Annotated in this window: 20 protein-coding genes and 1 tRNA gene; 19 read left to right on the forward strand and 2 right to left on the reverse strand. The window is 67.3% G+C overall.

Features of this window, described 5'->3' with window-relative positions:
• Positions 1 to 922 precede the first annotated feature (922 nt).
• The 14 genes from H7H34_RS13250 (at position 923) to H7H34_RS13315 (ending at position 16500) form a co-directional block, all read left to right on the forward strand.
• Positions 923 to 996: transfer RNA gene (locus H7H34_RS13250), tRNA-Gln, on the forward strand.
• A 171-nt stretch (positions 997 to 1167) separates the two neighbouring features.
• The gene (locus H7H34_RS13255) at positions 1168 to 2457 is read left to right on the forward strand and encodes a hypothetical protein (protein ID WP_185925457.1); all 1290 of its coding nucleotides are present in this window, start codon (positions 1168 to 1170) and stop codon (positions 2455 to 2457) included.
• A 31-nt stretch (positions 2458 to 2488) separates the two neighbouring features.
• Positions 2489 to 4207, forward strand: coding sequence for an ankyrin repeat domain-containing protein (locus H7H34_RS13260; RefSeq protein ID WP_185925458.1), 1719 nt, complete (start codon positions 2489 to 2491; stop codon positions 4205 to 4207).
• Positions 4208 to 4498: 291 nt separating this feature from the next.
• On the forward strand, positions 4499 to 5278 hold the full coding sequence (locus tag H7H34_RS13265; protein ID WP_185925459.1) for a FadR/GntR family transcriptional regulator: 780 nt from the start codon (positions 4499 to 4501) through the stop codon (positions 5276 to 5278).
• Between the two features lie 162 nt (positions 5279 to 5440).
• Entirely contained in the window at positions 5441 to 6322 is an 882-nt protein-coding gene (locus tag H7H34_RS13270; RefSeq protein ID WP_185925460.1) for an ABC transporter ATP-binding protein, read from the forward strand.
• Complete coding sequence (locus H7H34_RS13275; RefSeq protein WP_120267508.1) at positions 6319 to 7200, forward strand: branched-chain amino acid ABC transporter permease; 882 nt, start codon at positions 6319 to 6321, stop codon at positions 7198 to 7200. Before H7H34_RS13270 ends, H7H34_RS13275 begins: the two co-directional genes overlap by 4 nt.
• A 1-nt stretch (position 7201) precedes the next feature.
• On the forward strand, positions 7202 to 8245 hold the full coding sequence (locus tag H7H34_RS13280) for a branched-chain amino acid ABC transporter permease (RefSeq protein ID WP_185925461.1): 1044 nt from the start codon (positions 7202 to 7204) through the stop codon (positions 8243 to 8245).
• 36 nt (positions 8246 to 8281) lie between these two features.
• Positions 8282 to 9451: an ABC transporter substrate-binding protein gene (locus H7H34_RS13285; RefSeq protein ID WP_185925462.1), complete on the forward strand. Its 1170-nt coding sequence runs from the start codon at positions 8282 to 8284 to the stop codon at positions 9449 to 9451.
• A 5-nt stretch (positions 9452 to 9456) separates the two neighbouring features.
• A complete protein-coding gene (locus H7H34_RS13290) occupies positions 9457 to 10266 on the forward strand; it encodes an ABC transporter ATP-binding protein (RefSeq protein WP_120267505.1) in 810 nt (269 codons plus the stop codon).
• An 11-nt stretch (positions 10267 to 10277) separates the two neighbouring features.
• Positions 10278 to 12083, forward strand: a complete 1806-nt coding sequence (locus H7H34_RS13295) for an AMP-dependent synthetase/ligase (RefSeq protein WP_185925463.1) — start codon at positions 10278 to 10280, stop codon at positions 12081 to 12083.
• A gap of 41 nt (positions 12084 to 12124) precedes the next feature.
• Positions 12125 to 13333: an acetyl-CoA C-acetyltransferase gene (locus tag H7H34_RS13300; RefSeq protein ID WP_185925464.1), complete on the forward strand. Its 1209-nt coding sequence runs from the start codon at positions 12125 to 12127 to the stop codon at positions 13331 to 13333.
• Between the two features lie 11 nt (positions 13334 to 13344).
• Positions 13345 to 14736: an enoyl-CoA hydratase-related protein gene (locus H7H34_RS13305; RefSeq protein ID WP_185925465.1), complete on the forward strand. Its 1392-nt coding sequence runs from the start codon at positions 13345 to 13347 to the stop codon at positions 14734 to 14736.
• Positions 14733 to 15527 (forward strand): enoyl-CoA hydratase/isomerase family protein, encoded by a 795-nt coding sequence (locus tag H7H34_RS13310; RefSeq protein WP_185925466.1) that lies wholly within the window; start codon positions 14733 to 14735, stop codon positions 15525 to 15527. Before H7H34_RS13305 ends, H7H34_RS13310 begins: the two co-directional genes overlap by 4 nt.
• A gap of 34 nt (positions 15528 to 15561) precedes the next feature.
• Entirely contained in the window at positions 15562 to 16500 is a 939-nt protein-coding gene (locus H7H34_RS13315; RefSeq protein WP_120267500.1) for an NAD(P)H-dependent flavin oxidoreductase, read from the forward strand.
• A gap of 19 nt (positions 16501 to 16519) precedes the next feature.
• Here H7H34_RS13315 and H7H34_RS13320 read toward each other — a convergent pair whose 3' ends face one another.
• Positions 16520 to 16975 (reverse strand): translation initiation factor 2, encoded by a 456-nt coding sequence (locus H7H34_RS13320; RefSeq protein ID WP_185925467.1) that lies wholly within the window; start codon positions 16973 to 16975, stop codon positions 16520 to 16522.
• Positions 16976 to 17243: 268 nt separating this feature from the next.
• On the opposite strand from H7H34_RS13320, the gene H7H34_RS13325 reads away from it, so the two are divergent.
• Positions 17244 to 18227 carry an EamA family transporter gene (locus tag H7H34_RS13325; protein ID WP_185925468.1) on the forward strand — a complete coding sequence of 328 codons (984 nt, stop codon included), beginning with the start codon at positions 17244 to 17246 and terminating at the stop codon, positions 18225 to 18227.
• 23 nt (positions 18228 to 18250) lie between these two features.
• Here H7H34_RS13325 and H7H34_RS13330 read toward each other — a convergent pair whose 3' ends face one another.
• The gene (locus H7H34_RS13330; protein WP_120267498.1) at positions 18251 to 19150 is read right to left on the reverse strand and encodes a LysR family transcriptional regulator; all 900 of its coding nucleotides are present in this window, start codon (positions 19148 to 19150) and stop codon (positions 18251 to 18253) included.
• A gap of 127 nt (positions 19151 to 19277) precedes the next feature.
• On the opposite strand from H7H34_RS13330, the gene H7H34_RS13335 reads away from it, so the two are divergent.
• The 4 genes from H7H34_RS13335 (at position 19278) to H7H34_RS13350 (ending at position 22717) form a co-directional block, all read left to right on the forward strand.
• The gene (locus H7H34_RS13335; protein ID WP_185925469.1) at positions 19278 to 20210 is read left to right on the forward strand and encodes a VOC family protein; all 933 of its coding nucleotides are present in this window, start codon (positions 19278 to 19280) and stop codon (positions 20208 to 20210) included.
• A 73-nt stretch (positions 20211 to 20283) separates the two neighbouring features.
• Positions 20284 to 20886: an alpha/beta hydrolase gene (locus H7H34_RS13340; protein WP_185925470.1), complete on the forward strand. Its 603-nt coding sequence runs from the start codon at positions 20284 to 20286 to the stop codon at positions 20884 to 20886.
• Positions 20887 to 20918: 32 nt separating this feature from the next.
• Entirely contained in the window at positions 20919 to 21635 is a 717-nt protein-coding gene (locus H7H34_RS13345) for a pirin family protein (protein WP_185925471.1), read from the forward strand.
• 182 nt (positions 21636 to 21817) lie between these two features.
• On the forward strand, positions 21818 to 22717 hold the full coding sequence (locus H7H34_RS13350) for a helix-turn-helix domain-containing protein (RefSeq protein WP_185925472.1): 900 nt from the start codon (positions 21818 to 21820) through the stop codon (positions 22715 to 22717).
• Positions 22718 to 22783: the final 66 nt, after the last annotated feature.

Raw genomic sequence — 22783 nt, forward strand, 5'->3', positions numbered from 1 at the left:
GCCTTCTCGCAATCGGAAATGGGGCGCGAACGACGCTCCTTTGTATCGCCCGCCTGCGCTCTTGCTGCGCGCACCACCTCCCCAAGGCGGCCGGCGGTTGGCTGCGGCCCGCTTGCAGGCGGCTGTGCTTCCGCCGTCGAATGTCCGTCGGTACGAGCAGCGCCCGCACGGCGCTCGGCCCGGTTGGGGCGGTGGCGCTTGCGGCTCCGCTTCCGGCTGCCGGCGGACGCAGTCTTGCTGTCCGCGCCGCCCTTGATGGGCACGTCGGCTGCCTGTCCATCCGCATCCCGATCTCCGGCGGCGCGTCCCGCACCCTGTCCGGAGACCCCGGCCTGAATGCTCCCGGCATTCTTCGGCCTGCGTCTCTTCCGGGACCGCTTGCGCTTGGCGGGCTCTGTGCCGGCGCCTCTCGCGTCGTCCTGTCCCGGTGTCGAGCCGGGATGCAGCCGGTCGTTGCCCGGCCTCATCTGTCCCGATTCGCTCACAGTCTGTCCTTGCCGGCACCCTCAGGTGCCTCTGCTTTCCCTGCGGCAGCCTGCTTGCAGCCGCCGCCCGGAAACGCATTGTCGTTAGGTAGAGTTTACCACCATATCCGCAGCCCGCAACTTGCGAGCCCCCGCATTCCTCGACGAGAGCCAGTGACCCGCCAACGGCGGCGTTACCTGCGATATGGGAATGAAGCGAGCGGATATACACAGGCACGCGCGATCAAATTTTCGCTGAGCCGGCATCCATGCTTGACAGCGCAGGCACGCATTCATAAAAAGCCGCCCATGGATGCGCTGCCGCTTCGCGGTGGGCGCCGGACGGTTTTTACCGAAAACCTTCCGGCAGGATCTCAGGGACAAAGCGGCCCAAAAGGCCTCGGCACCTTGAAAATCCTCGATTTCCGGCCATATCCGGATAAGGCATCCAACGGCATTGGGGAATAGGTTAACGGTAGACCCGCGGACTCTGACTCCGTTAGTCCTGGTTCGAATCCAGGTTCCCCAGCCAACTTCTCTCCCGGATATCACCACAGCGCCTGCCCTGAGGGTCATTTCCCTGCACTTGCAGCAATGCACGCATGCGTCCGTGCGTTGACGCTTGAGAGAAGCCCTTTGCCCGGTTAGGCTGCAAGCGGGTCTGTTGCTCTACGTGACATTGTCCGCTCCGGAGGATGCGCCGGTGAAACGCGAAGTCCTGGGCATTCTCGCCGGCGCCCTGCTGGCATTTGCGGCGGCTCCCGCATCGGCGGACTATCTGTCGCCGCGCAGCAGCTCTGATTGCAACCTCTACACCCCCGCCTATCCCTTCAAGGCAAGGCTGGACGCGATCGACGCCCGCGCCAGCCAATGCGAGCAGTCGCACAGCCAGTTGGGCTGGACGAGCGCATGCGGACATTATGGCCCGAATGCATGCCTGCCGATCTACCAGCAGACCTGCGCCTTGAGGGGCCAGATGGCCCGTATCGAGGCGCAATGCCGGCAGACCCTCGAGAACTGGAAGATTCGGGAGGCCGCCGAAGCGCGTCGCCGCGAAGCCGAAGAACAGGCCCGCAAGGACGCCCAGCGCTTTCTGAACGAGACAGGCGCCAGAGCCGGCCACAAGCAGGAGCCCTATGCCGCGCTGCGCGACGGGCAGGCCTTGCCGCTGGAGGTGTCCGACCGGCTGCGCCACGCGCGCGGATTGCCCGGCCCGGGCGGCGCCGAAAAGCTCTCGCGCGCCTTCGTCAAGCACGGCACGGCTCGGATGCAGGACATCCAGGCCGCAGCCCTCGCCTATCTGGAAGGAGCGACCTCCAGCTTCCAGCTCCACAGCCCGCCGAACACGCGAGGCTACAGCGCCGCCAATCCTCGCCGCTCCGCCTCGCAGCTGGACCGTGCGCTCCACAGCCGCACGACCCAGTTGCAGCGGATCGAGGCCATGCAGGACCTGCAAGCGGCCGGCGGCACGCCCCCGATGGACAGCGCGTACTCGGTGCTGATGACGCAGATCGTCGAAGCGCAGGCCAATGGCACCCTGCCCGCCGATAGCGTCGATGCAGTGACCCGCTGGATCGCCAGCGAAGTGGAGCGGGCGGAAACGGAGTGGGGAAACGCCGAGCGCGCAAGGGTGTCGCGAGAACTCGAGGCGCTTTTGCCGCAGCAGCGAGCGCTTGCGAACGCCGCGTTCCAGGTGCTGGACGAGCGCCGACGGCAGGACGAAGCACGCCGGAGGGCCGCAGAACAGGAGGCCGCGCGCCAACGCGGCAACGGCGCGGGCGGAACGCGGTCCGGCACGGCTTCGGGCGGCGGGAGCAGCGGGCACCCCGGCGGATCCCGCTACGAGTACTGCCAGGCAAATCCGCATCTGAGCTGGACCAACTGCCTGCAGGGGCGCGATACCCCAACGAGCAGCAGCAGGCCGGACAGGCGGAATTCCGGCTCCAACGGCAGCAGGAACAATTGCGGCAGCCGGACATGCGGCGTCTTCTGAGGCGGTGGACAGGGGGAGCGGCATGCGAAGGATGACCAATGCCCTGCGGACGGTTTCCCTGTCCGTGTTGTTGATGACCTGCCCGCAGGTCGGAACCGGTATCCTCACCGCCCAGGAAAGCATCTCCAGAACCGATGCGGCGGTGATGGCTGCCGCCCGTGCCGACGACCTCGACACCCTGAAACAGCTCGCCGAGGCCGGACTGGATCTCGCCGCGGTGGAGCATGACGGCGCCAACCTCGCAACCATCGCCGCCATGCGCGGCTCGCCGGACACGCTGGCTTTCCTTGCAGCTCAAGGCGTCGACCTGAACCTGAAGGACGCCGAAGGCTACACGCCGGTCATGCGGGCACTGCAGCAGGCCCGCACCGACAATGCGCTGAAGCTCCGGGAACTCGGCGCCAGTCTCGAAGGGATCACCGAGGACGGCTACTCCGTCAGGGTCCTTGCCGAGGTCGCCGGACTGGAGGATTTCGGCCCTGAGCCTCCCCCGCCCTCCCTGCAGCTCTCCCCGGATGCCGCCGACACGATCCTGCTCAAGGCAGCGGAATTCGGCGACCTCGACAGCGTCCGCTTCGCGCTCGATCACGGCGCAAATGTTTCCGCGCGGGCCGCCAACGGCTGGACGCCGCTGATGATCGCGGCTCTCGGCGGCCACGCGGACATCGTCCGCCATCTTGTGACTGCAGGAGCGGCAGGCGAGGAGGACGGCCCTCTGCCGACCGTGGATGGCAAGCTCGATGCGGTCGTCGCGGCTCTGGTGGGCGGCGCCAAACGGGAGGAGAGCCGCGCCGACGAACTTGTATGCGCCCTCTCGCATGCCAGGAACCTTGCCCGCGACATGCCGCGATATCGCGCGGTGGCAAGCAGGCTCGGCTACAGCGATGTCTTCCAGGACAAGCATTTCCCGGCCAACGACCTGCCTCCGCTGGAAATCGACCTCCCCTATCCGCGGAGGGGAGATGCTGCGGCCTGGCGTGCCCTGCAGTCGGCGCTGCGCGACAAGGGGCTTTACCAGGGCACAATCGACGGGGTTCTCGGCGACCAGAGCCTGATTGCGTTGCACTATTACTTCCAGCCGCTCTTCGAACGGCTCGTCCAGCGCTCCGCGACCGCAGCCGCGCGGGCGCAAGAGGCCTTGGCGGGCGGAGACCGATCCTCTCCTTACGGTGAGGTCGGTCGAGGCATCTCGGGAGAGACCGCCTATGGCCAGAAACTCGGGTCCACGCCGAAGCCCGTCTACTTCGCCGAAGGTATCGACGACCGCGGCCGTGCAGCCGGCGACAAGATCACCGTCACCTATCAGGATGCCAGCGAGGGCCATCAGCGGCGGCTGCAGCTGAGCCAGCAGCCGGACGGTTCCGGATTTTACCAGTATTTCCATACCTATATAGCCGGCGGCTTTTTCTTGGCCCATGTGCGCGGCAACTCGCTCACTCTGAGTTTCAACGGCGAGCGGCCTCGGATCCAGCACGAGGTCAGGCTGAACCTGTCCGCCGGGTCGCGGATCGAGGTGCGCCCCGTTGCCGGCGCCAGTCTCAGCCCGTCTCGACCTCTCCCGTGCCTGCCGCAGGATCCTGCGCCGATCATTCTCGATTCGGCTTCCAGCTCCGTCATTCTCGACGCGTCGGACGATGCCCCGGCCGAGCCGCGCTCCCGGCTCCTCCGCATCGACGAGAACGCGCCTGCACCGCAGGAGCCGGCGGCGAGCGCACCCGTCCAGGATGCCAGCGAGGCCTGGGAGCGCTGATCGCAGCCGACGCTGCGTCTCCTTCGGATTTTCCCCTGCCTTCGAGCGTGCGACGCGGCCGGACCATGGCCGCGCGACGCAGCTAGATTGTGTTTGTCCGACAAACCGGCAAAGCGCGAAATCGTCACCGAGCAGCAGCTCATTGGCGGAAATTCGGAGGCGAAAGAGGCGAGAAATATCCGCTTGACGGTCAAAACCTGCTTGTGCCAACCTTTGTCCGACAAAGGGACTAACTGACAAGGCGCGCCGCCAAGATGCGTGCCGCAGCCGTCCGGGAGGAGACGTTCAGCAATGTCGATGGCGGAGCCGGGTCGCTTCGAAAAGATCAAGGTGCCCTCCGCCTACCAGATGGTCGCGGAGGCGATCGAGCGCGAGATCATGGCCGGGCGCCTGCGCCCGGGCGACGAGATCGGCACCGAGGCAGAGCTGGTGCGCCAGTTCGGCGTCAACCGCTCGACGGTGCGCGAGGGCATCCGCCTGCTGGAGCAGGCGGGACTGGTCCAGCGCGAGGCCGGCCGCAAGCTCTATGTCTGCCTTCCCCACTACCGCAAACTGTCCGACCGCATGAGCCGCGCCCTGGTCCTGCACCAGGTGACCTTTCGCGAGCTGTTCGAGGCGGCCGTGATCCTCGAGCTCGGGGTGATCGAAAGCGCCGTCGACGAGGCAACGGAAGAGGACCTTGCCGCGCTGGAGGCCAACCAGGCGATGGCCGAGGCGGCGCTGGACGATCCGGTGCGCCTTGCCGGTCTCGACACGGAATTTCATGCGCTGATGGCCAAGGCCTCGCGCAACCGGGTGCTGGAACTGGCGCGCGAGCCGGCCGCACTCCTGTTCTTTCCCACCTCGGAGCTGATCTGCCGCCGGGTGCCGCAAGGCGCCGGCCGCATGGTCGCTGCCCACCGACGGCTGATCGATGCCGTCGCCGCGCGCGACAAGGAGGAAGCGTGCCTGTGGATGCGGCGGCATGTGGTCGACTGGAAGCGCGGCTTCGAGCGGGCCGGTCGCGACATCGACGAGCCGGTGGAGAGCATCTTCGAGCGTCTGTCGGGGGTGAGACAATACGCATCGTGAATTGAGGTTTTCCGGCTCTGGAGGGGGCCGCCGGTCGCGACCGGAAAGACAAAGGACTGGGAGGAACATGTCGCAGGTTCTGCATGACCGGCCGCTGGCGGCCGGCTCCATCGCGCCCGTGCGCCGCCAGGTTGCCGTTGCAGGCACCAGGAAGGGGCACCGATGACCGCGCCCCACGAGACCGGCGCCGCGCGCCTGGAGGTCGAGGGACTGTCGCTGTCCTTCGGCGGCCTCAAGGCGCTGCGCGGCGTGTCCTTCTCGGCCGAGCCCGGCTCAATCACGGCGCTGATCGGCCCGAACGGCGCCGGCAAGACCTCCATGTTCAACTGCATCTCGGGCTTCTACAAGCCGCAGCAGGGGAGCGTGCGCTTCGACGGTCGCGACGTGACGCGGATGCATCCGCCCGAGCGCGCCGCCCTCGGCTTCGCCCGCACCTTCCAGAACATCGCGCTCTTCCGCGGCATGACCGTGCTCGACAACATCAAGCTCGGCCGCCACGCCCACATGAAGACCGGCCTGTTGCAGGCCCTCGCCTATTGGGGTCCGGCCCAGCGCGAGGAGGTGGAGCTGCGCGCCGAGATCGAGCGCCGCATCATCGACTTCCTCGAGATCGACCACATCCGCAACATGCCGGTCGCCTCGCTGTCCTACGGCCTGCAGAAGCGGGTCGAGCTTGCCCGCGCGTTGGCCATGCGCCCGCGCATCCTGCTGCTCGACGAGCCGGTCGCCGGCATGAACCGCGAGGAAACCGAGGACATGGCCCGCTTCATCCTCGACGTGAAGGAGGAATGGGGCACCACGATCCTGATGGTCGAGCACGACATGGGCATGGTCATGGACATCTCCGACCATGTGGTCGTGCTGAATTTCGGCGAGGTCATCGCCAGCGGCCTGCCGCACGAAGTGCAGGCGGATCCGCATGTGACGGAAGCCTATCTCGGCAGCGGCGATCCCGCCGCACTGATGGCCCGCCTCAAGGGCGAGGCCGGCGCATCTGGCGGCACTGCCGCTGCAGAGCGCGAAACGCGCGAGGACGTGGCATGAGCGACCTTCTCTTCTTCACCGAGGTGACGCTGGCCGGTCTCGGCTCCGGCGCCCTGCTGTCGCTGACGGCGCTTGCCTTCGTGCTGATCTACAAGGCGACGCGGGTGATCAACCTTGCCGTCGGCGAGCTGTTGATGCTCGGCGGCTACCTCTTCTTCGCCTTCGCCGCCGGTCTCGGCCTTCCGGCCTGGGCGGCGATCCCGCTCGCCATCGCCGGCGGCGGTCTCGTCGGCGCGGTGGTCGAGCGCGGGTTGATCCGTCCGATGCTCGGCGAGAGCCCGATCGCCGTCTTCATGGTGACGATCGGCCTCGGCTCGGTCCTGGTCGGCCTCGTCGAACTCGTCTGGGGCACCGATCCGCGCGCCCTGCCCGCCTTCATGGGCAATGCGCCGATCTTCATCGGCGAGGCCTATGTCTCGCGCAAGATCGCCATCGCCTTCGCGGTTGCCGCCGTGGTGATCGCGGTCTTTCTCGCCCTTTTCCGCTTCTGGCGCGGCGGCGTCGCGCTGCGGGCGACGGCAACCGACCAGGCCGCGGCGTATTCCTGTGGCATCAACGTGCCGGGCGTCTTCTCGCTCGCCTGGGTGATCGGCTGCGGCACTGCCGCCGGCGCCGGCGTCCTGCTCGGTTCCATCGGCGGCATCTCGCCGGCCATGGGCGTCTTCGGCCTGTCCGCGCTGGTCGTGGTCATCGTCGGCGGTCTCGACTCCGTCGCCGGAGCCCTTGTCGGCGGCCTCGTCATCGGCCTCATCGAGGCCTGGGCCGGGACCTATCTCGGCGGCGAATACAAGCTCGTCACCACATTCGGCCTCCTCCTCGTCGCCTTGATGATCCGTCCCTACGGCTTGTTCGGCACGACAGAAATCGAGCGTCTCTGACATGCAGATCGGAACCGCCAAGCACAGCTACCAGGCCGACGAGGCGCTGCTGACCACCCGGCCGCAGCGCGTGTGGATGGCCCTGTTCGCCCTGAGCCTTTGCATCGCGCCCTTCGTGCTCGACAATTACTGGCTCTATCTCGCCTGCCTCGTGGCCATCAACGTGGCGAGCGCCACCGGCCTCAACATCCTTACCGGCTATACAGGCCTCGTCAGCCTCGGCCAGGCCGCCTTCATGGCGGTCGGCGCCTACACGGTCGGCTGGATGCAGCTGAACCTCGGCACGCCCTTCCTGCTGAACCTCGTCGCCGGCGGCATCATTGCCGCGGCGGTCGGCATCCTGGTCGGCATCCCGAGCCTTCGGGTCAAGGGCCTCTACCTGGCCATCGCCACCATCGCCGCCTCGTTCATCCTGCATTTCATCTTCGTCAACTGGGAGAGCGTGACCAACGGCAACAGCGGCCTGACGCTGACACCGGCGAGCTTCTTCGGCACGCCGCTGACGGACTACTCCCAGCTCTATTTCGTCTTCGTGCCGATCACCGCGCTGATGGTGCTGGGCGCGGCCAATCTCTTCCGCACCCGCGTCGGGCGCGCCTTCATCGCCATCCGCGATCGCGACATCTCGGCCGAGGTGCTGGGCATCTCGCTGCTGCGCTACAAGCTGATGAGCTTTGCGATCTCGTCCTTCTATGCGGGCGTTGCCGGCGGCATGTGGGCCTACTTCTTCCGCGTCGTGACGCCGGAGAGCTTCCCGTTCGTCTATTCGATCTTCTTCCTCGCCGCGATCATCGTCGGCGGCATGGGCACGATCCTCGGCGGCATTCTTGGCGCCGTCTTCATGACCCTCGTCCCGGAGCTGCTGCGCTTCGGCATCGACTGGCTCACCCCCGTTCTTCCCAATGCGGCGGCGATGCTCTCGCCGGTTCGCACCATCGTTTTCGGCCTCCTCATCGTCGGCTTTCTCATTTTCGAGCCGAAGGGACTTGCCGAAATCGTCCAGAGATCCCGGCGTTACTTCCATCTCTGGCCCTTCAAGAAGTGAATGAACAAAAGTCACGCGATAAAACCGGAGGAAACAATGCTTAGCTTTACCAGGAGAACGCTGCTTGCCCTGTCGGCATCGGCAGCCATTGCCACCGCGCTTCCGGCCGTTGCGGCCGACGACATCGTCATCGGCGGCTCGATCCCGCTCACCGGCGTCTTCGCCTTCGCGGGCGTCGGCATCGAGGCCGGCATGCAGGACTACATCAAGATCGTCAACGAGGCCGGCGGCATCCAGGGCCGCAAGCTGCGCCTCGCCTACGAGGACACCGGTTACAAGGTCGACGCGTCCGTCGCCGTGTTCAACAAGCTGACCAGCCAGGACGAGATCCACCTCTACTACGGCGACTCCACCGGCTTCGCGAAGACCATCAACGGCGAGATCGACCGCCGGGGCTCGATGATCATGGCCGGCGCGTCCTTCGCGACCGAGCTGAACGATCCCAAAGCCTTCCCGCACCAGTTCATGGCCGGCCCCGACTATTCGGAAATGACCGGCATCCTGCTGGAATACATCGCCAAGGAGAAGCCGGGCGCCCGCATCGTGCTGGTCAACTCGGACACCGAGTTCGGCCGCGACCCGATCGCCGCCACCAAGGCGCGCGCCGGCGAACTGGGCCTTGAGGTCGTCGAGGAGATCATCACCCCGCCGACCGCCGTCGACGTCTCCACCGAGGTGCTGAAGCTGCGCCGCGCCCGCCCGGACTACACCATCTTCCACGGCTACGTGCTGGCGCCGCTGCCCGAATTCATGAGCCAGGCCAAGCAGCTCGGCCTGGAAACCAAGTTCATGGGCACGTTCTGGTCGATGGACTCCAGCATCTGGGCCAAGGTCGGCGAGGCTGCCGACGGCTTCATGGGCGTCATGCCCTATCGCTACTACTACGACGACGCCGACAACGCGCCGATGATGGACCGCATCCGCGAGATGCGCCCCGAGTACCAGTCGACCCCGTACATGCAGGGCTTCCTGACCGCCATGCTGTTCACCGAGGCGGCCAAGCGCACGCTGGAGGCCGGCAAGGAGCTCAACGGCGCCAACCTGAAGGCCGCGCTCAACTCCATCGAGAACTTCGACACCGGCGGCATCATCGGCGTGCCGATCTCGATCCCGGGCAACTCGATCCCGGTCGGCCGCATCTACCGTTACGACGCCAGCGCTCAGCAGATGAAGCCGGCGTCCGACTGGATCAGCGTTCAGGAGTAAGTGAGATGGCCGCGGACATCCTCCTCGACATCAACAACATCGAGGTCGTCTACAACAAGACCGTGCAGGTGCTCCGCGGCCTGTCACTGAGTGTCGGGCGGGGCAAGATCGTCACCCTGCTCGGCTCCAACGGCGCGGGAAAATCGACGACGCTGAAGGCGGTGTCGAACCTTCTGGCGCTGGAGAACGGTGCCGTCACGGCCGGAGCCATCCGCTTCGACGGCGACGACATCTCTCGCCTGGCGCCCCACGCCCTGGTGCGGCGCGGCCTCTTCCACGTCATGGAGGGGCGCCGCATCTTCGAGGACCTGACGGTCGAGGAAAACCTGACGGCGGCGACCTTCGCCCTGTCCGGGCGCGGGCTCAAGCCGACGCCCTTCGACCTCGTCTACCAGTACTTCCCGCGTCTGTTCGAGCGGCGGAATGGGCGCGCCGGCTACCTGTCGGGCGGCGAGCAGCAGATGCTGGCGATCGGGCGGGCGCTCATCGCCCAGCCGTCGCTGATCCTCCTGGACGAGCCGTCGCTCGGGCTGTCGCCCGTTCTCGTCGAGGAGATCTTCACCATCATCGCCTCGATCAACCGCGATCTCGGCGTCTCGATGCTGCTGGTCGAGCAGAACGCCGCCGTGGCCTTCGCCGTCGCCCATTACGGCTACATCATGGAGACCGGCAAGATCGTGCTCGACGGACCGACCGAGCGGCTGGTTAAGGACGACGACGTGCGCGAGTTCTACCTCGGTGCCAGCGGCAGCGAAGGCACCAAGAGCTACCGCGACATCAAGCACTACAAGCGCCGCAAGCGCTGGCTGTCCTGAGGCGAGACGACATGGCCGACTTTCCCCAACTCACCCTGCCACAGATGCTGCGCGCCCATGCCGAGGCGACACCCGACCGGGTGGCCGTCCTGCAGAAGGATTTCGGCATCTGGAATCCCCTCACCTGGCGCCAGTATCACGAGCGTGCCTGCGATGTCGGCGAGGGCCTGCTGGCGCTCGGGCTCGGCGAAAGCGGCCATGTCGCCATCCTGTCCGAGAACCGGGTGGAGTGGGTGCTGGCGCAACTCGGCGTCAATGTCGTCGGCGGCGTCGCCATCGGCGTCTATCCGACCAGCCCGGCCAACGAGGTCGGCTATGTGCTGGAGCATTCCGACAGCGAGATCATCGTCTGCGAGGACCAGGAGCAGCTCGACAAGGTGATCGAGGTGCGCGACCAGTTGCCGAAGCTGCGCCGCGTCGTCGTCATCGAGACCAAGGGCCTGCGCGGCTATTCGGAGGACTTCGTGATCTCCTTCGCCGCCATGGAGGCGATGGGGCACGCGCGCCGTGCCAAGGCGCCCGGTCCCGAACGCAGCGCCTCCGCCGATCGCGGCCTCGATGACATCGCCCTGATGATCTACACCTCGGGTTCGACCGGAAAGCCGAAGGGCGCGATGCTGTCCTATCGCAACCTGCGCGCCCAGGCGATCGCGATCGCCGACCGCATCGATCTCGACGCCGAGACCGTGCACCTCTCCTACCTGCCGCTCTGCCACGTTGCCGAGCAGATGGTCACGGTGATGGCGCCGATCTACCTCGGCTCGCGGATCTGCTTCGGCGAGTCCCTGCGCACCGTCCAGGAGGACCTGCGCGAGGTCGCCCCCTCCTCCTTCCTCGGCGTGCCGCGGATCTGGGAGAAGCTGCATTCCTCGATCCATATCCGCATGCTGGAGGCCGGCGGCTACCGACGGGCGCTCTACGAATGGGCCTATCGCGCCTGCGAGCCCTTCGCCGAAAAGTCCCGAGCCGAGCGCAGCGTGAGCGAGCGGATCACCTTCGCGCTCTGCTACCTGTTGGTCTTCCGCGCGCTGCAAAATTATATCGGCCTGCGCCGGACCCATATCGCCATGACGGGCGCCGCGCCCATCTCCCCGCGCATCGTCCGCTTCTTCCGCACCATCGGTGTGCCGCTGGTCGAGGTCTACGGCATGACGGAATCGAGCGGCGTCGCCCTCGGCCAGACGCTGGACCGCCTCATTCCGGGGTCGGTCGGCCCGGCCGCCAAGGGCGTCGAGGCGCGCGTCGGCGAACACGGCGAGCTGCAGCTGAAGGGCGATACCGTCTTCGTCGGCTACTACAAGAACCCGGCCGCCACCGAGAGTTCGCTGCGCGACGGCTGGCTCCACACCGGCGACGTAGTCGAGGTGGAGAACGGCGAGTTCCGCATCGTCGACCGCCTCAAGGACATCATGATCACCGCCGGCGGCAAGAACCTCAGCCCCTCGGAGATCGAGAACACGGTCAAGGGCAGCCCCTACATCAAGGAATGCATCGTCATCGGCGAGGCCCGCAAATACGTGGCGGCGCTCATCCAGATCGACTTCGAGACCGTCGCCAAATGGGCGGAGGAGAAGGGCCTGTCCTACACCAACTTCCGCAGCCTTGCCGAGAACGCGGCGGTGCGTGAGCTGGTCGACACGGAGATCCGCGCCGCCAACGACCAGCTGGCCCAGGTCTCCCACATCCGCCGCTTCCACCTGCTGACCAAGGAGCTGGACCACGACGACGACGAGGTCACCGCGACCATGAAGGTGCGTCGCTCCAGCATCCAGACCAAGTATGCGGGCGAGATCGCCAGCCTCTATCCGACCGGCTGACGCCTCCCCGCCCCGGATCCAACGGAGCCCGACACCCCGACATGCCCGACGCCCTGATCTACGACCACCTGCGCACGCCGCGCGGCAGGGGAAAGCCGGACGGCGCCCTGCACGAGGTGACGCCGATCCGCCTCGCCACCACCGTCCTGGAGGCGGTGCGCGAGCGCAACGCGCTGGACACGGCCCTTGTCGACGACGTGGTGATGGGCATCGTCATGCCCGTCGGCGAACAGGGCCAGTGCCTACCGCGCGTTGCCGCCATCGCCGCCGGCTATGCGGAAGAGACCGCGGGCGTCCAGATCAACCGCTTCTGCGCCTCGGGGCTCGAGGCCTGCAACATGGCCGCCGCCAAGGTGATGGCCGGCCAGGCCGACATGATGGTCGCCGGGGGCGTCGAATCCATGTCGCGCATCCCGATCCTTTCCGACGGCGGCGCCTGGGGCGCCGACCCGCAGGTCGCGGCCGCCACCACCTTCGTGCCGCAGGGCATTTCCGCCGATCTCATCGCCACCAAATGGGGCTACTCCCGCGAACAGCTCGACGCCTATGCGGTGGAAAGCCACCGCCGCGCCGCACAGGCCTGGTCGCAGGACCGCTTCGCCCGCAGCATCGTTCCCGTGCGCGACCGGGTCGGCGAGGTGCTGCTCGCCCGCGACGAGACCATTCGCGGCAATTCCACCGTCGAGGACCTTGGCCGGTTGAAGCCGTCCTTCGCCGGGCTCGGCGAAAAGGCCGGCTTCGACGCGGTGGCGCTGGAGCGCTATCCCGGCTTTGCCGAAATCCGCCACGTCCACCATGCCGGCAATTCGTCCGGCATCGTCGACGGCGCCTCGGCCGTGCTGCTCGGCACGCGCGAGGCGGGAGCGCGCGCCGGCCTGGTCCCGCGTGCCCGCATCCGCGCCTTCGCCGAAATCGGCTCCGAGCCGACCATGATGCTCACAGCGCCTTCCTTTGCGGCGGAAAAGGCGCTGAAGCGGGCCGGCATGACCGCCGCCGACATCGATCTTTTCGAGATCAACGAGGCCTTCGCGGCCGTCGCCATGCGCTTCATCGAGGCGCTCGACCTCGACCCGGAGATCGTCAACGTCAACGGAGGCGCCATCGCCATGGGCCACCCGCTGGGGGCAACCGGTGCGATGATCCTCGGCACCGCGCTGGACGAGCTGGAGCGGACGGATCGCCAGACCGCCCTCGTCACCCTGTGCGTGGGCGCCGGCATGGGCGTGGCCACCATCATCGAGCGGATCTGAGGAGAGGCTCCATGCTGACAAGCGAGATCGATAGCGGCGGCATCGCCCTTCTCACCATCGACATGCCGGGCCGCTCGATGAATGTCATCGACTGGGCGTTCACCGAGGCCCTGCGCGAGGAGATCGCTCGGCTCACCGCCGATCCGCAGGTTACCGGCATCATCGTCGCGTCCGGCAAGGACAGCTTCATCGCCGGCGCCGACCTTGCGATCATGAACGGCATGACCGGTCCGGGCACCTCGCCGGCCACCGCATCCGAGCGCATTCGCGCCATGACCGATGCCTTCCGCGCGCTGGAGACCTGCGGCAAGCCGGTCGTTGCAGCGGCCAGCGGCACCGCGCTCGGCGGCGGGCTGGAGCTGATGCTCGCCTGCCACCACCGGATCGCCGCGCGCAATCCCAAGGCCGTCTTCGGCCTGCCCGAGGTCACGCTCGGCATCCTGCCGGGCGCCGGCGGCACCCAGCGCCTGCCCCGCGTCATCGGCATCGAGGCGGCCCTGCCCCTGCTGCTGGAGGGGCGCCGCCTGTCCTCCGACGAGGCCCTGTCGCTCGGCATTCTCGACGAGATGGCCGAACCGGACGATCTGGTCGCCGCGGCACGGCGCGCGCTCACCGAAGGCCGGGTTTCAGCCGCCGCCCCGTGGGACGCCAGGGGCTTCGCCCCGCCGGGTCCGCCCGTGACCTCCGAGGCCGCATCGAACGTCTTCCTCTTCGCCAATGCAAAGGTTCGCGCAAGCGGCCACCGCAACTATCCCGCGCTGGAGGCAATCCTCTCCTGCGTCTACGAGGGTCTGCGGCTGCCCATCGACAAGGCGCTCAAGGTGGAGCGCCAGTATTTCGGCCATCTCGTCCACGGCGATGTCGCGCAGGCGATGATCCGCACCCAGTTCTTCGCCCGCCAGGCGCTGGCCCGCGAGGGACGGGCGCGCGCGGACAAGGACGGCCCCCTTGCCAACGCCTGCCGAAACGCGCTCGACGCCGAGGCGCTTCGCATGCAGGCTGAGGGCATGAGTCCCGCCTTCATCCGCAATGCCGCCGAGGCTGTCGGCCTGTCCGCCCTGCCCGCCTTGCCGACCGATGCCCCCCTTGCGGCCACCGACGATGCGAGCGCGCGCGCGGCCCTGCGCCCCGCCGGCATGCGGCTGCTGCGCGCCATGGCCCTTGCTGCCGCCGCAACGCTCGACCGAGGCGACGTCGCCTCGGCGCTGGAGGCCGATGTCCACGCCATCGACGCGGCCGGCTTTCCCGTGTGGACCGGCGGGCCACTGAGCCTGATCGACACGCAAGGAGCGGCGGAATTCGTCGCGGCCTGCCGTGTCGACAAGCTGGAGGTCCCGGTCGGCCTTGCCGCCATGGCCCGGGACGGCAGCCGGTTCCATTCCACGAAGGAGGCCGCCGCATGAGCGACGAACCGGTTCTTGCCGAGATCGATGCCGCAACCGGCATCGCCACCATCACCATCAACCGGCCGAAGGTGCTGAACGCGCTCGACGTGCCGACGGCGCGTGCCTTCCTGCAGGCGGTGCGCAAGGTCACAACGACCAAGGGCGTTCGCTGCATCGTCCTTTCCGGTACAGGCCGCGCCTTCGTCGCCGGCGGCGATGTCGCGGCTTTCGGCACCGACCCGGACCGCGCTGCAGAGGTCGTCCACGACCTGCTTGATGCCCTGCATCCTGCCCTGACGGCCTTGCGAGAATCCCCCGCCCCGGTGATCGCGGCCGTGCGCGGCGTGGCGGCCGGCGCCGGCTTCAGCCTGGTGCTTGGCGCCGATCTCGTGGTCGCCGAGGCCGGCGCGCGCTTTGTCGTCGCCTATGATCGCATCGGCGCCTCGCCCGACTGCGGCGGCACATGGGCGCTGCCGCGCAAGGTCGGCCGGGCCAAGGCGATGGAACTGCTGCTGCTCGGCGATGCCCTGAGCGCGGAGGAGGCCCACGCGGCGGGCATCGTCAACAAGGTGGTGCCGGCAGAAGACCTCGACGCCGAGACCCTCGCCCTGGCAATGCGCGTTGCCAGCGGCCCGACACAGGCGCAGGGTGCGGTCCGCGCCCTCGTCGACGGCGCGCTGGACCGTCCCTTCGCCGCCCATCTGGAGGCCGAACGCGCCTCCTTCATCCGCATGACCGGGACCCGCGATTTCCGCGAGGGCGTCTCGGCATTCCTCGAAAAGCGCCAGCCGCAGTTCCGCGGCGAGTGACCGGCACGCCCGGCAGATACCGGAGGGATCCCGCATGACCATGCCGAAATCATTCGACGGCCGCCTCAAGGTTCCGGCGATCGCCTCGCCGATGTTCCTCGCCTCCGGCCCGGACCTTGTCGTCGCCACCTGCCGCGCCGGCGTGATCGGCACCTTCCCGGCGCTCAACCAGCGCACGAGCGAAGGCTACGGCGAGTGGCTGAGCGAAATCGAGGATCGTCTGTCCGGCCATGACGATGCCGCCCCCTACGGCGTCAATCTGATCGTCCACCGCAGCAACAAGCGGCTGGAGGCCGATCTTGCAGTGACCGTCGAGCGGAAGGTGCCCCTGGTCATCACCTCGCTCGGCGCCAATCCCGATGTCGTCTCCGCCGTCCACTCCTATGGCGGCCTCGTCTTCCATGACGTCATCAACCCGCGCCATGCGCGCAAGGCGGCCGAAGCCGGCGTCGACGGCATCATCGCGGTCTGTGCCGGCGCGGGCGGTCATGCCGGCACCATGAGCCCCTTCGCGCTGGTCTCGGAAATCCGCGCCTTCTACGACGGCGCCATCATTCTGGCCGGCGCCATCAACACCGGCGCGCAGATTGCCGCCGCCCGCGCGATGGGCGCGGACCTCGCCTATCTGGGCACCCGCTTCCTCGCCACCGCGGAAGCGATGATCGTCGACGACTACAAGCAGATGATCCTGGATGCGACCGCTGCCGACATCCTCTACACGCCGGCGATCAGCGGCGTGAACGCCAACTTCCTGCGCCCGAGCATCGAGCGCGCCGGACTCGACCCGGACAACCTGCAGCATGCGGGCTCGCTCGACATGGGCAGCGAGGCGAAGGTCTGGAAGAACATCTGGTCCGCCGGCCAGGGCACCGGGACGATCACCGACCTGCCGCCTGCGGCCGAGCTGTGCGAGCGCCTGCGCGCCGAATACCGCGCTGCCTGCGCCGCCCTTGCCTCGGACCCCTACGCCTGAGGCAAGGGCACACCGCCCCTCACGAAACGGGAACGGCCTTGGGCTTCGTCACCGGCGGCTCCGGCTTGGTGATGTTGGTGCTCTCGCCCTCGGCATCCACCGGGACCAGCGTGATGTTGACCGGATTCGGCGTGTGGTCGAGCGTCGCGCCGGAAATGGCGTCGACACCGACACCGACCACGCCGCCCAGCAGGATGTTGCCAGCAAGGCCTGCGGCCCCTCCACCGCTCACCTTGGTGTCGACGAAGACCTGCCCCGGCTTGTAGCCCTCCTTCTCCGCTCGCACCATGAAGGTCTTCTTGCGGCTCACCTCGACCGTGCAAGGCGACTTTTTGCAGGAGTGTCCAAGCGTCGTGGTGACCAGCGCATCTCCCGGTTCCACGTTGATGATGACGTCTTCGCTGGTGCCACGAACGACCGATGCGCAGCCCGAGACCAGGACGGCGCAGGCAATACCACAAATAATTACCTTCATTACTACCCCCACAAAATACGGAGGGACTGAAACACACGCAGGAGGAAGGAGTCGATATATATATCAGTAGTTGTCCACGCATATGACACAGGTTTCGCCTTGTGCCGGTGCGCGGATGCCGCCGCCCCTCTTGCCGCCGGCGATGAAGCAGGAGAAACTGCGGCCCAGCCAGGTTCGGCGCATGCGCCGCCAGCTTCAGCCATCGTCCCTCCCTCTTTTCAAGACCGCTGCCGAACCGTTCGGATCGGCGTGGCGGCAGGATCCCGCCTTGACATCGTCGTCCTTAACCGTGCTCGTCTCGGCCCTGTTCGGCTGGGCTCTTGTTCTTGTGGTCAGCCGCATGCTGCTGATCGGTTTCGGGTTCGATCCCTGGCTTTTCACGCTCATCCAGATGCTGACCGGCGGGATCTTTCTGATCGCCGTTGCCGGGCGTGGGCCTGCCGTCGGCGGGGCCCTGCGCAACCCCTGGACCTGGGTCTACGGCACGCTGCGCATCGTCACTGCCGCCCTGTTCACCGCGGCCCTCGTCCATATCAGCACCGCGAACGCCGCCTTTCTCGCCGTCACCTCCGTGCCGATCAGCGCTGTCATGCTCTGGCTCGTCCTGTCCCGGCGCCCCTTGCGCCAGGAATTGCCCGGACACGCCCTGATCGTCGGCGGGCTGGTGTTGCTGGTCTTCACTCTCGACGGGGGATGGCACAATCCGGCGATCCTGCTGATGGCCGGCTCGGAGATCTGCGTGGTCGCCACCACCGCCATTGCCGAATTGCACCCGCTCAACCGCACCAACGACATGCGCCAGCGCGCCAGCCTGACCGGCGTCATGCTGCTCGCCAGCGCACTCGTCATGTTGGCCTCGGCCCTCGGCCTTGCGTTCGCCGCCACCTGGCTGCCGGGCCTGCGGGAGCTGGTGCCCGTCAGCCTGCCGTGGCTCACCGATCCCGCTCTTGCCCTCGATCCGTTCCTCTGGATCCTTGCCGCAGCCGTCGGCATCGCCTTGCGCGGCCCCTCGATGTTCTTCTCGCTGAAGGCGATCTATCTGGTGCGCACCGAGAACTATCTCGCCGCGATGGCCACGCTCCCCTTCATGTGCATGCTGCTGGAGAGCATCGCCTATGCCGTCGGCTGGCTGCCGCCGGTGACATTGGCAAGCCCCACCACCGCGTTCGGCCTGATCATGACGCTCGGCTCTCTCGCCGTCCTGTGGGGCCGCTCGCGGGCGGCACGGTCGGCGCGGATGGCGCAGGCCTGAGGCACGACGCGGAAGGCCTCTCCCTAGAGAGGCCGCGTCTTCGTCACATAGGTCTCGAAGAAGTCGGAGAATTTCGCAACCCGCATCGGCAGGCGCTCATAGGGCGGATAGTAGAGCGTCAGCCAGATTTCGGGCGCCTCCCAATCGGTCAGCACCTGGGCGAGCCGACCCGTCGCCAATGCATCCTCGACGATGAACAGCGGCAGCAGGGCGATGCCCTCGCCGTTTTCGGCAAGCCGCGCCAGCAGGTCGCCGTTGTTGCCGGCGATCGTGCCCCCGGCCCGCACCCGGCGCGTGCGCCCTTCGCGGCGCAGCTCCCAGGTCTCGGCTTGTGAGCGCTCGTCATAGGCGATGCAGGAATGGCCTGAAAGGTCGTCTGGCGTCTCGGGCACGCCGCGCAAGGCCAGATAGGCTGGCGATGCCACCATCACCCGGCGCACCAGGCACATCTTGCGCCAGATCGTCGACTTGTCGCGCGGCGCCTCGGAGATGCGGATCGCCAGGTCGAAGTCGTCGGACACGATGTCGATGAAGCGGTCGGTGAGGCTGATCGACAGCGACGCCTGCGGATACTGGCTGCGGAACCCCGCCGCCACGTCGGGCAGCACCTGCTGGCCGAGCGACATCGGCGCGTTGATGCGGATCGTGCCGGCCACGTCGCCATGCTGTTCCTGCAGGTCCTCGGTGGTGCGGCGGAACTCCTCCAGCAACGGCGCGATGCGCGCGGCATAGACCGCGCCCGCCGAGGTCAGCGACACCTGCCGCGTGGTGCGCAGCAGCAGTTGCACGCCGAGCTGCTGCTCCAGCGCACTCACCGCGCGCGTCACGGTCGGCGCCGTCATCGACAGCTGCCTAGCGGCGGCCACGAAGCTCCTGTGCTCGGCGACCGCCAGGAAGATGCGAATGTGGTCGAGATCGATCATGCCGACTATTATTACATGTTCTGCAATAATCTCAGCGAAATTAATTCCATTCTCAAAAGGCCCTTCCTGCCCCATCTTCACGTCAACGGCACAAGCCGGCGGCTTTTCGACAGAAGGGACAAGCGCCATGCTCACGCAGATCAAGGGCCTGCATCACGTCACCTCGATGGCGGGCGATGCCCAGGAAAACAACGACTTCTTCACCCGCAGCCTCGGCCTGAGGCGCGTCAAGAAGACCGTCAACTTCGATGACCCGGAGGTCTATCACCTCTATTACGGCGACGAGACCGGCACGCCGGGCTCAGTCATGACCTACTTCCCCTTCCCGCAAATCGTGCAAGGCCGGCCCGGCGTCGGCGAGGTGGGCGATACCTACTTTGCGGTTCCGAAGGGCTCCCTGCCCTACTGGAAGGAGCGCCTGTCCGGCCTCGGCGTCGGCGGTCTCGAAGAGTACGAGGCTTTCGGCGAGAAGCGCCTGCGCTTCAAGGGACCGGACGGCGACGGCTTTTCTCTGGTGGAGACGACGGACGATGAGCGCCTCGGCTGGACAGCCGGCGGCGTCGGTTCGGCCGAGGCGATCCAGGGGTTCCGCGGCGCGGCCTTCCGCCTGCAGGATGCCGGCGGCACGGCCGAGCTGCTCCGCTTCATGAACTACCGCGAGGTGGAGCGGAGCGGCAACTGGACCCGCTTCGCCATCGAGGGCGGCAACGGCGCCGATGTCATCGACATCGAGGAAGCGCCCTCCGCCGGCCATGCCCGCCAGGGCGCCGGCTCGGTCCATCACATCGCCTTCGCGGTGGAGAACCGGGCGGCCCAGCTGGAGGTCCGCAAGGCCCTGCTCGACACGGGATACCAGGTCACGCCGGTGATCGACCGGGACTATTTCTGGGCGATCTACTTCCGCACCCCCGGCGGCATCCTCTTCGAGGTGGCGACCAACGAGCCCGGCTTCGATCGGGACGAGGACACCGCCCATCTCGGCGAGGCGCTGAAGCTGCCGACCCGCTACGAACAGTTCCGCGCGCAGATCGAGGAGATCCTCACCCCGATCCGGGACTGACATCCCACGCTCCCGCACGGCTCCCGAGGGCCGTGCGGGAGGCTGCTCCCTCGGTCCATCTGGGACTTGCGTCATGACCACGGATACCTATCACGCACTGACCACGGAGCCGGCTCCCGGCGCGCCGCTGGTCTTCGCCTTCCACGGCACCGGCGGCGACGAGCATCAGTTCGCCCGCTTCGTCGAGGAAGCCCTGCCCGGTGCCGGCCTCGTTGCCCCGCGCGGCGACGTATCGGAGCACGGAGCGCTACGCTTCTTCCGCCGCACCGGCGAAGGCGTCTACGACATGGACGACCTTGCCCGCCGCACGCAGGCGATGGCCGCCTTCGTCGAGGCCCACCGCAAGGTCCATCCGGGCCGCCCGGTCTACAGCTTCGGCTACTCCAACGGCGCAAATATCCTGGCCTCGGTCGCCTTCCTGCGGCCGGACCTGTTCGACCGGATCGCCCTGCTGCATCCGCTGATCCCGTTCGAACCCGCGCCCCAGCCCGGTCTTGCCGGGCGAAGGGTGCTGATTTCCGCCGGCCAGCGGGACCCGATCTGCCCTCCGGCCGCGACCAGCGCCCTGATCGACTGGTTCAAGGCCCAGGGCGCCGAGATCACGCTCGCCGTCCATGAGGGCGGGCACGAGCTCCGACAGAACGAAATCGACGCGCTGGTAGGCTTCCTGAAATAGCCGCCAGCCGCATCAGCCAAGGAGACGGTACGATGGTCCTGATCCACGAGAACATGAGCCGGGGCCGCACGCAGAGCGGCTGGCTCGACGCCTGGCACACCTTCTCCTTCGGCGGCTTCCGCGATCCCACTCGGATAGGCTACGCCGCCCTTCGGGTGATCAACGAGGACCACGTCGTCCCCGGCGCCGGCTTTTCCGAGCACGGCCATTCCGACATGGACATCCTTACCATGGTTCTGTCGGGTCGGCTGCGCCACACCGACACGCTCGGCAACGAGACGGAGATCGCTGCTGGCGAACTCCAGCTCATGTCGGCGGGAAGCGGCATCCGCCATGCGGAGATGAACGCCTCCGACAGCGAGCAGGCGCATGTGCTGCAGATCTGGCTGATCCCGGACACGACCGGCGGCGCGCCGACCTACCAGCAGGTCGACCTACCGGCGGCGGAGACCACCCGGACCTGGTTCCTTCTTGCCAGCGGCAAGGAAGGAGAGGCCCCGCTCAAGCTCCTGTCCGACACCCGCGTGTCGATCGCGACACCGCTGGCGGGCGATACCACCGCGCTTCCCGTTGCCGGCGGGCGGCGGCTCTTCCTCCACTTGGTGGAAGGCATCGCCACGGTCGACGGTGAACGGCTGGTCGCCGGAGACGGACTACAGGTCGGCGAAGAGGAGATCGGCGACCTCCTCTGGCAGACCGACGGCCGCGCCCTGCTGTTCGACATGGGCGCCCGCCGCACCGCCGCCTGAACCGCCTTGCGGAACTGCCGATCCGGGCCGGAGACCGGTCCGGATCGGCGCCGCGCGCCACCCGGCAAAGGTGTGTGCGATGCAAAATCCCGTTGCCTGTCGCACAGGCTCGGAAAATACTTCGCAGAATTGGCGGAAAGACCGGAACTCTTCCTCGACAACCCAATCAAAGGGGTGCCGTGATGACCGTTGTCGCATCGTCCCGCGATCGTCTTGGCTGCCGCGCGACCGATCTGGCGCGCGACGAAGAGATCGCCCTCTCTGACGTCACCTTCCTGCGCAAGACCTCCGCCAGCCCGTGCCCGGTCAAGGTCGAGACGCCGCCGAGCGGACAGGGCCTCGTCCTCGGCATGTCGCTCGGCGAGAACCACTGGCGCGACATCCGCATCGGCAAGGCCGCGCATCGCCATCACTTCCAGCGCAACAGCCTTTACCTGCGCGACTTCGAGATCGCCTACCGGGCCGAGCTCGGCGGACAGTTCGACTTCCTGCTGGTCGAAATTCCGTGGGCGCGCTTCCTGCCGCAGGACGACAGCGGCCCGCGCCTGATGCCGCGCCGCATCGACTTCGAGACCGGCATGACCGATCCGACGGTCACCCATCTCCTGTCGGCGATCCAGCCTATGCTGTCCGGCCAGCAGCCCGCCGACCAGCTCTTCATCGACCAGGTCGCCGAGGCGCTCATCACCTATCTGCGGCACCGCTACGCCCCGATCCGCATCCCTCGGCAAAAGCGCGAGCGCACGCCCTCCCCGCTGGTCCGGCAGGCGCTGGAGATCCTGCGCGACTCGCTCGACGGCAACGTCTCGCTCGACGACATCGCGCGGCGCTGCAATGTCTCGCGCTCGCATTTCTATCAGGTCTTCCGCCAGGAACTCGGCTGCACGCCGCACGAATGGCTGATGCGCATGCGTATCGAGCAGGCGCGCTCCCTGCTGCGGCGGCCGGACCTGACGCTGGCCGAGATTGCCGGGCGCTGCGGCTTTTCCGACCAGAGCCACTTCACCCGCACTTTCAGCCGCCGCTTCGGCATGTCGCCGGGCCGCTGGCGCGCCGAATACGGCGTCACGGCGATCGCATAAGCAGACTTACGGACAATCCTTCAAGGTGCAGGCGACTGCCGTTCAAGACAGCCGAGGGATGCCAAC

Source organism: Stappia sp. 28M-7 (assembly GCF_014252955.1).
Taxonomy (GTDB): domain Bacteria; phylum Pseudomonadota; class Alphaproteobacteria; order Rhizobiales; family Stappiaceae; genus Stappia.

Coding starts and splice junctions, on each gene's coding strand:
- H7H34_RS13270 (WP_185925460.1), top strand. CDS start 5,441: ATGACCGCGCCCCACGAGACCGGCGCCGCGCGCCTGGAGGTCGAGGGA.
- H7H34_RS13330 (WP_120267498.1), bottom strand. CDS start 19,150: ATGATCGATCTCGACCACATTCGCATCTTCCTGGCGGTCGCCGAGCAC.
- H7H34_RS13295 (WP_185925463.1), top strand. CDS start 10,278: ATGGCCGACTTTCCCCAACTCACCCTGCCACAGATGCTGCGCGCCCAT.
- H7H34_RS13340 (WP_185925470.1), top strand. CDS start 20,284: ATGACCACGGATACCTATCACGCACTGACCACGGAGCCGGCTCCCGGC.
- H7H34_RS13305 (WP_185925465.1), top strand. CDS start 13,345: ATGCTGACAAGCGAGATCGATAGCGGCGGCATCGCCCTTCTCACCATC.
- H7H34_RS13345 (WP_185925471.1), top strand. CDS start 20,919: ATGGTCCTGATCCACGAGAACATGAGCCGGGGCCGCACGCAGAGCGGC.
- H7H34_RS13285 (WP_185925462.1), top strand. CDS start 8,282: ATGCTTAGCTTTACCAGGAGAACGCTGCTTGCCCTGTCGGCATCGGCA.
- H7H34_RS13275 (WP_120267508.1), top strand. CDS start 6,319: ATGAGCGACCTTCTCTTCTTCACCGAGGTGACGCTGGCCGGTCTCGGC.
- H7H34_RS13260 (WP_185925458.1), top strand. CDS start 2,489: ATGACCAATGCCCTGCGGACGGTTTCCCTGTCCGTGTTGTTGATGACC.
- H7H34_RS13280 (WP_185925461.1), top strand. CDS start 7,202: ATGCAGATCGGAACCGCCAAGCACAGCTACCAGGCCGACGAGGCGCTG.
- H7H34_RS13310 (WP_185925466.1), top strand. CDS start 14,733: ATGAGCGACGAACCGGTTCTTGCCGAGATCGATGCCGCAACCGGCATC.
- H7H34_RS13290 (WP_120267505.1), top strand. CDS start 9,457: ATGGCCGCGGACATCCTCCTCGACATCAACAACATCGAGGTCGTCTAC.
- H7H34_RS13335 (WP_185925469.1), top strand. CDS start 19,278: ATGCTCACGCAGATCAAGGGCCTGCATCACGTCACCTCGATGGCGGGC.
- H7H34_RS13265 (WP_185925459.1), top strand. CDS start 4,499: ATGTCGATGGCGGAGCCGGGTCGCTTCGAAAAGATCAAGGTGCCCTCC.
- H7H34_RS13320 (WP_185925467.1), bottom strand. CDS start 16,975: ATGAAGGTAATTATTTGTGGTATTGCCTGCGCCGTCCTGGTCTCGGGC.
- H7H34_RS13315 (WP_120267500.1), top strand. CDS start 15,562: ATGACCATGCCGAAATCATTCGACGGCCGCCTCAAGGTTCCGGCGATC.
- H7H34_RS13300 (WP_185925464.1), top strand. CDS start 12,125: ATGCCCGACGCCCTGATCTACGACCACCTGCGCACGCCGCGCGGCAGG.
- H7H34_RS13350 (WP_185925472.1), top strand. CDS start 21,818: ATGACCGTTGTCGCATCGTCCCGCGATCGTCTTGGCTGCCGCGCGACC.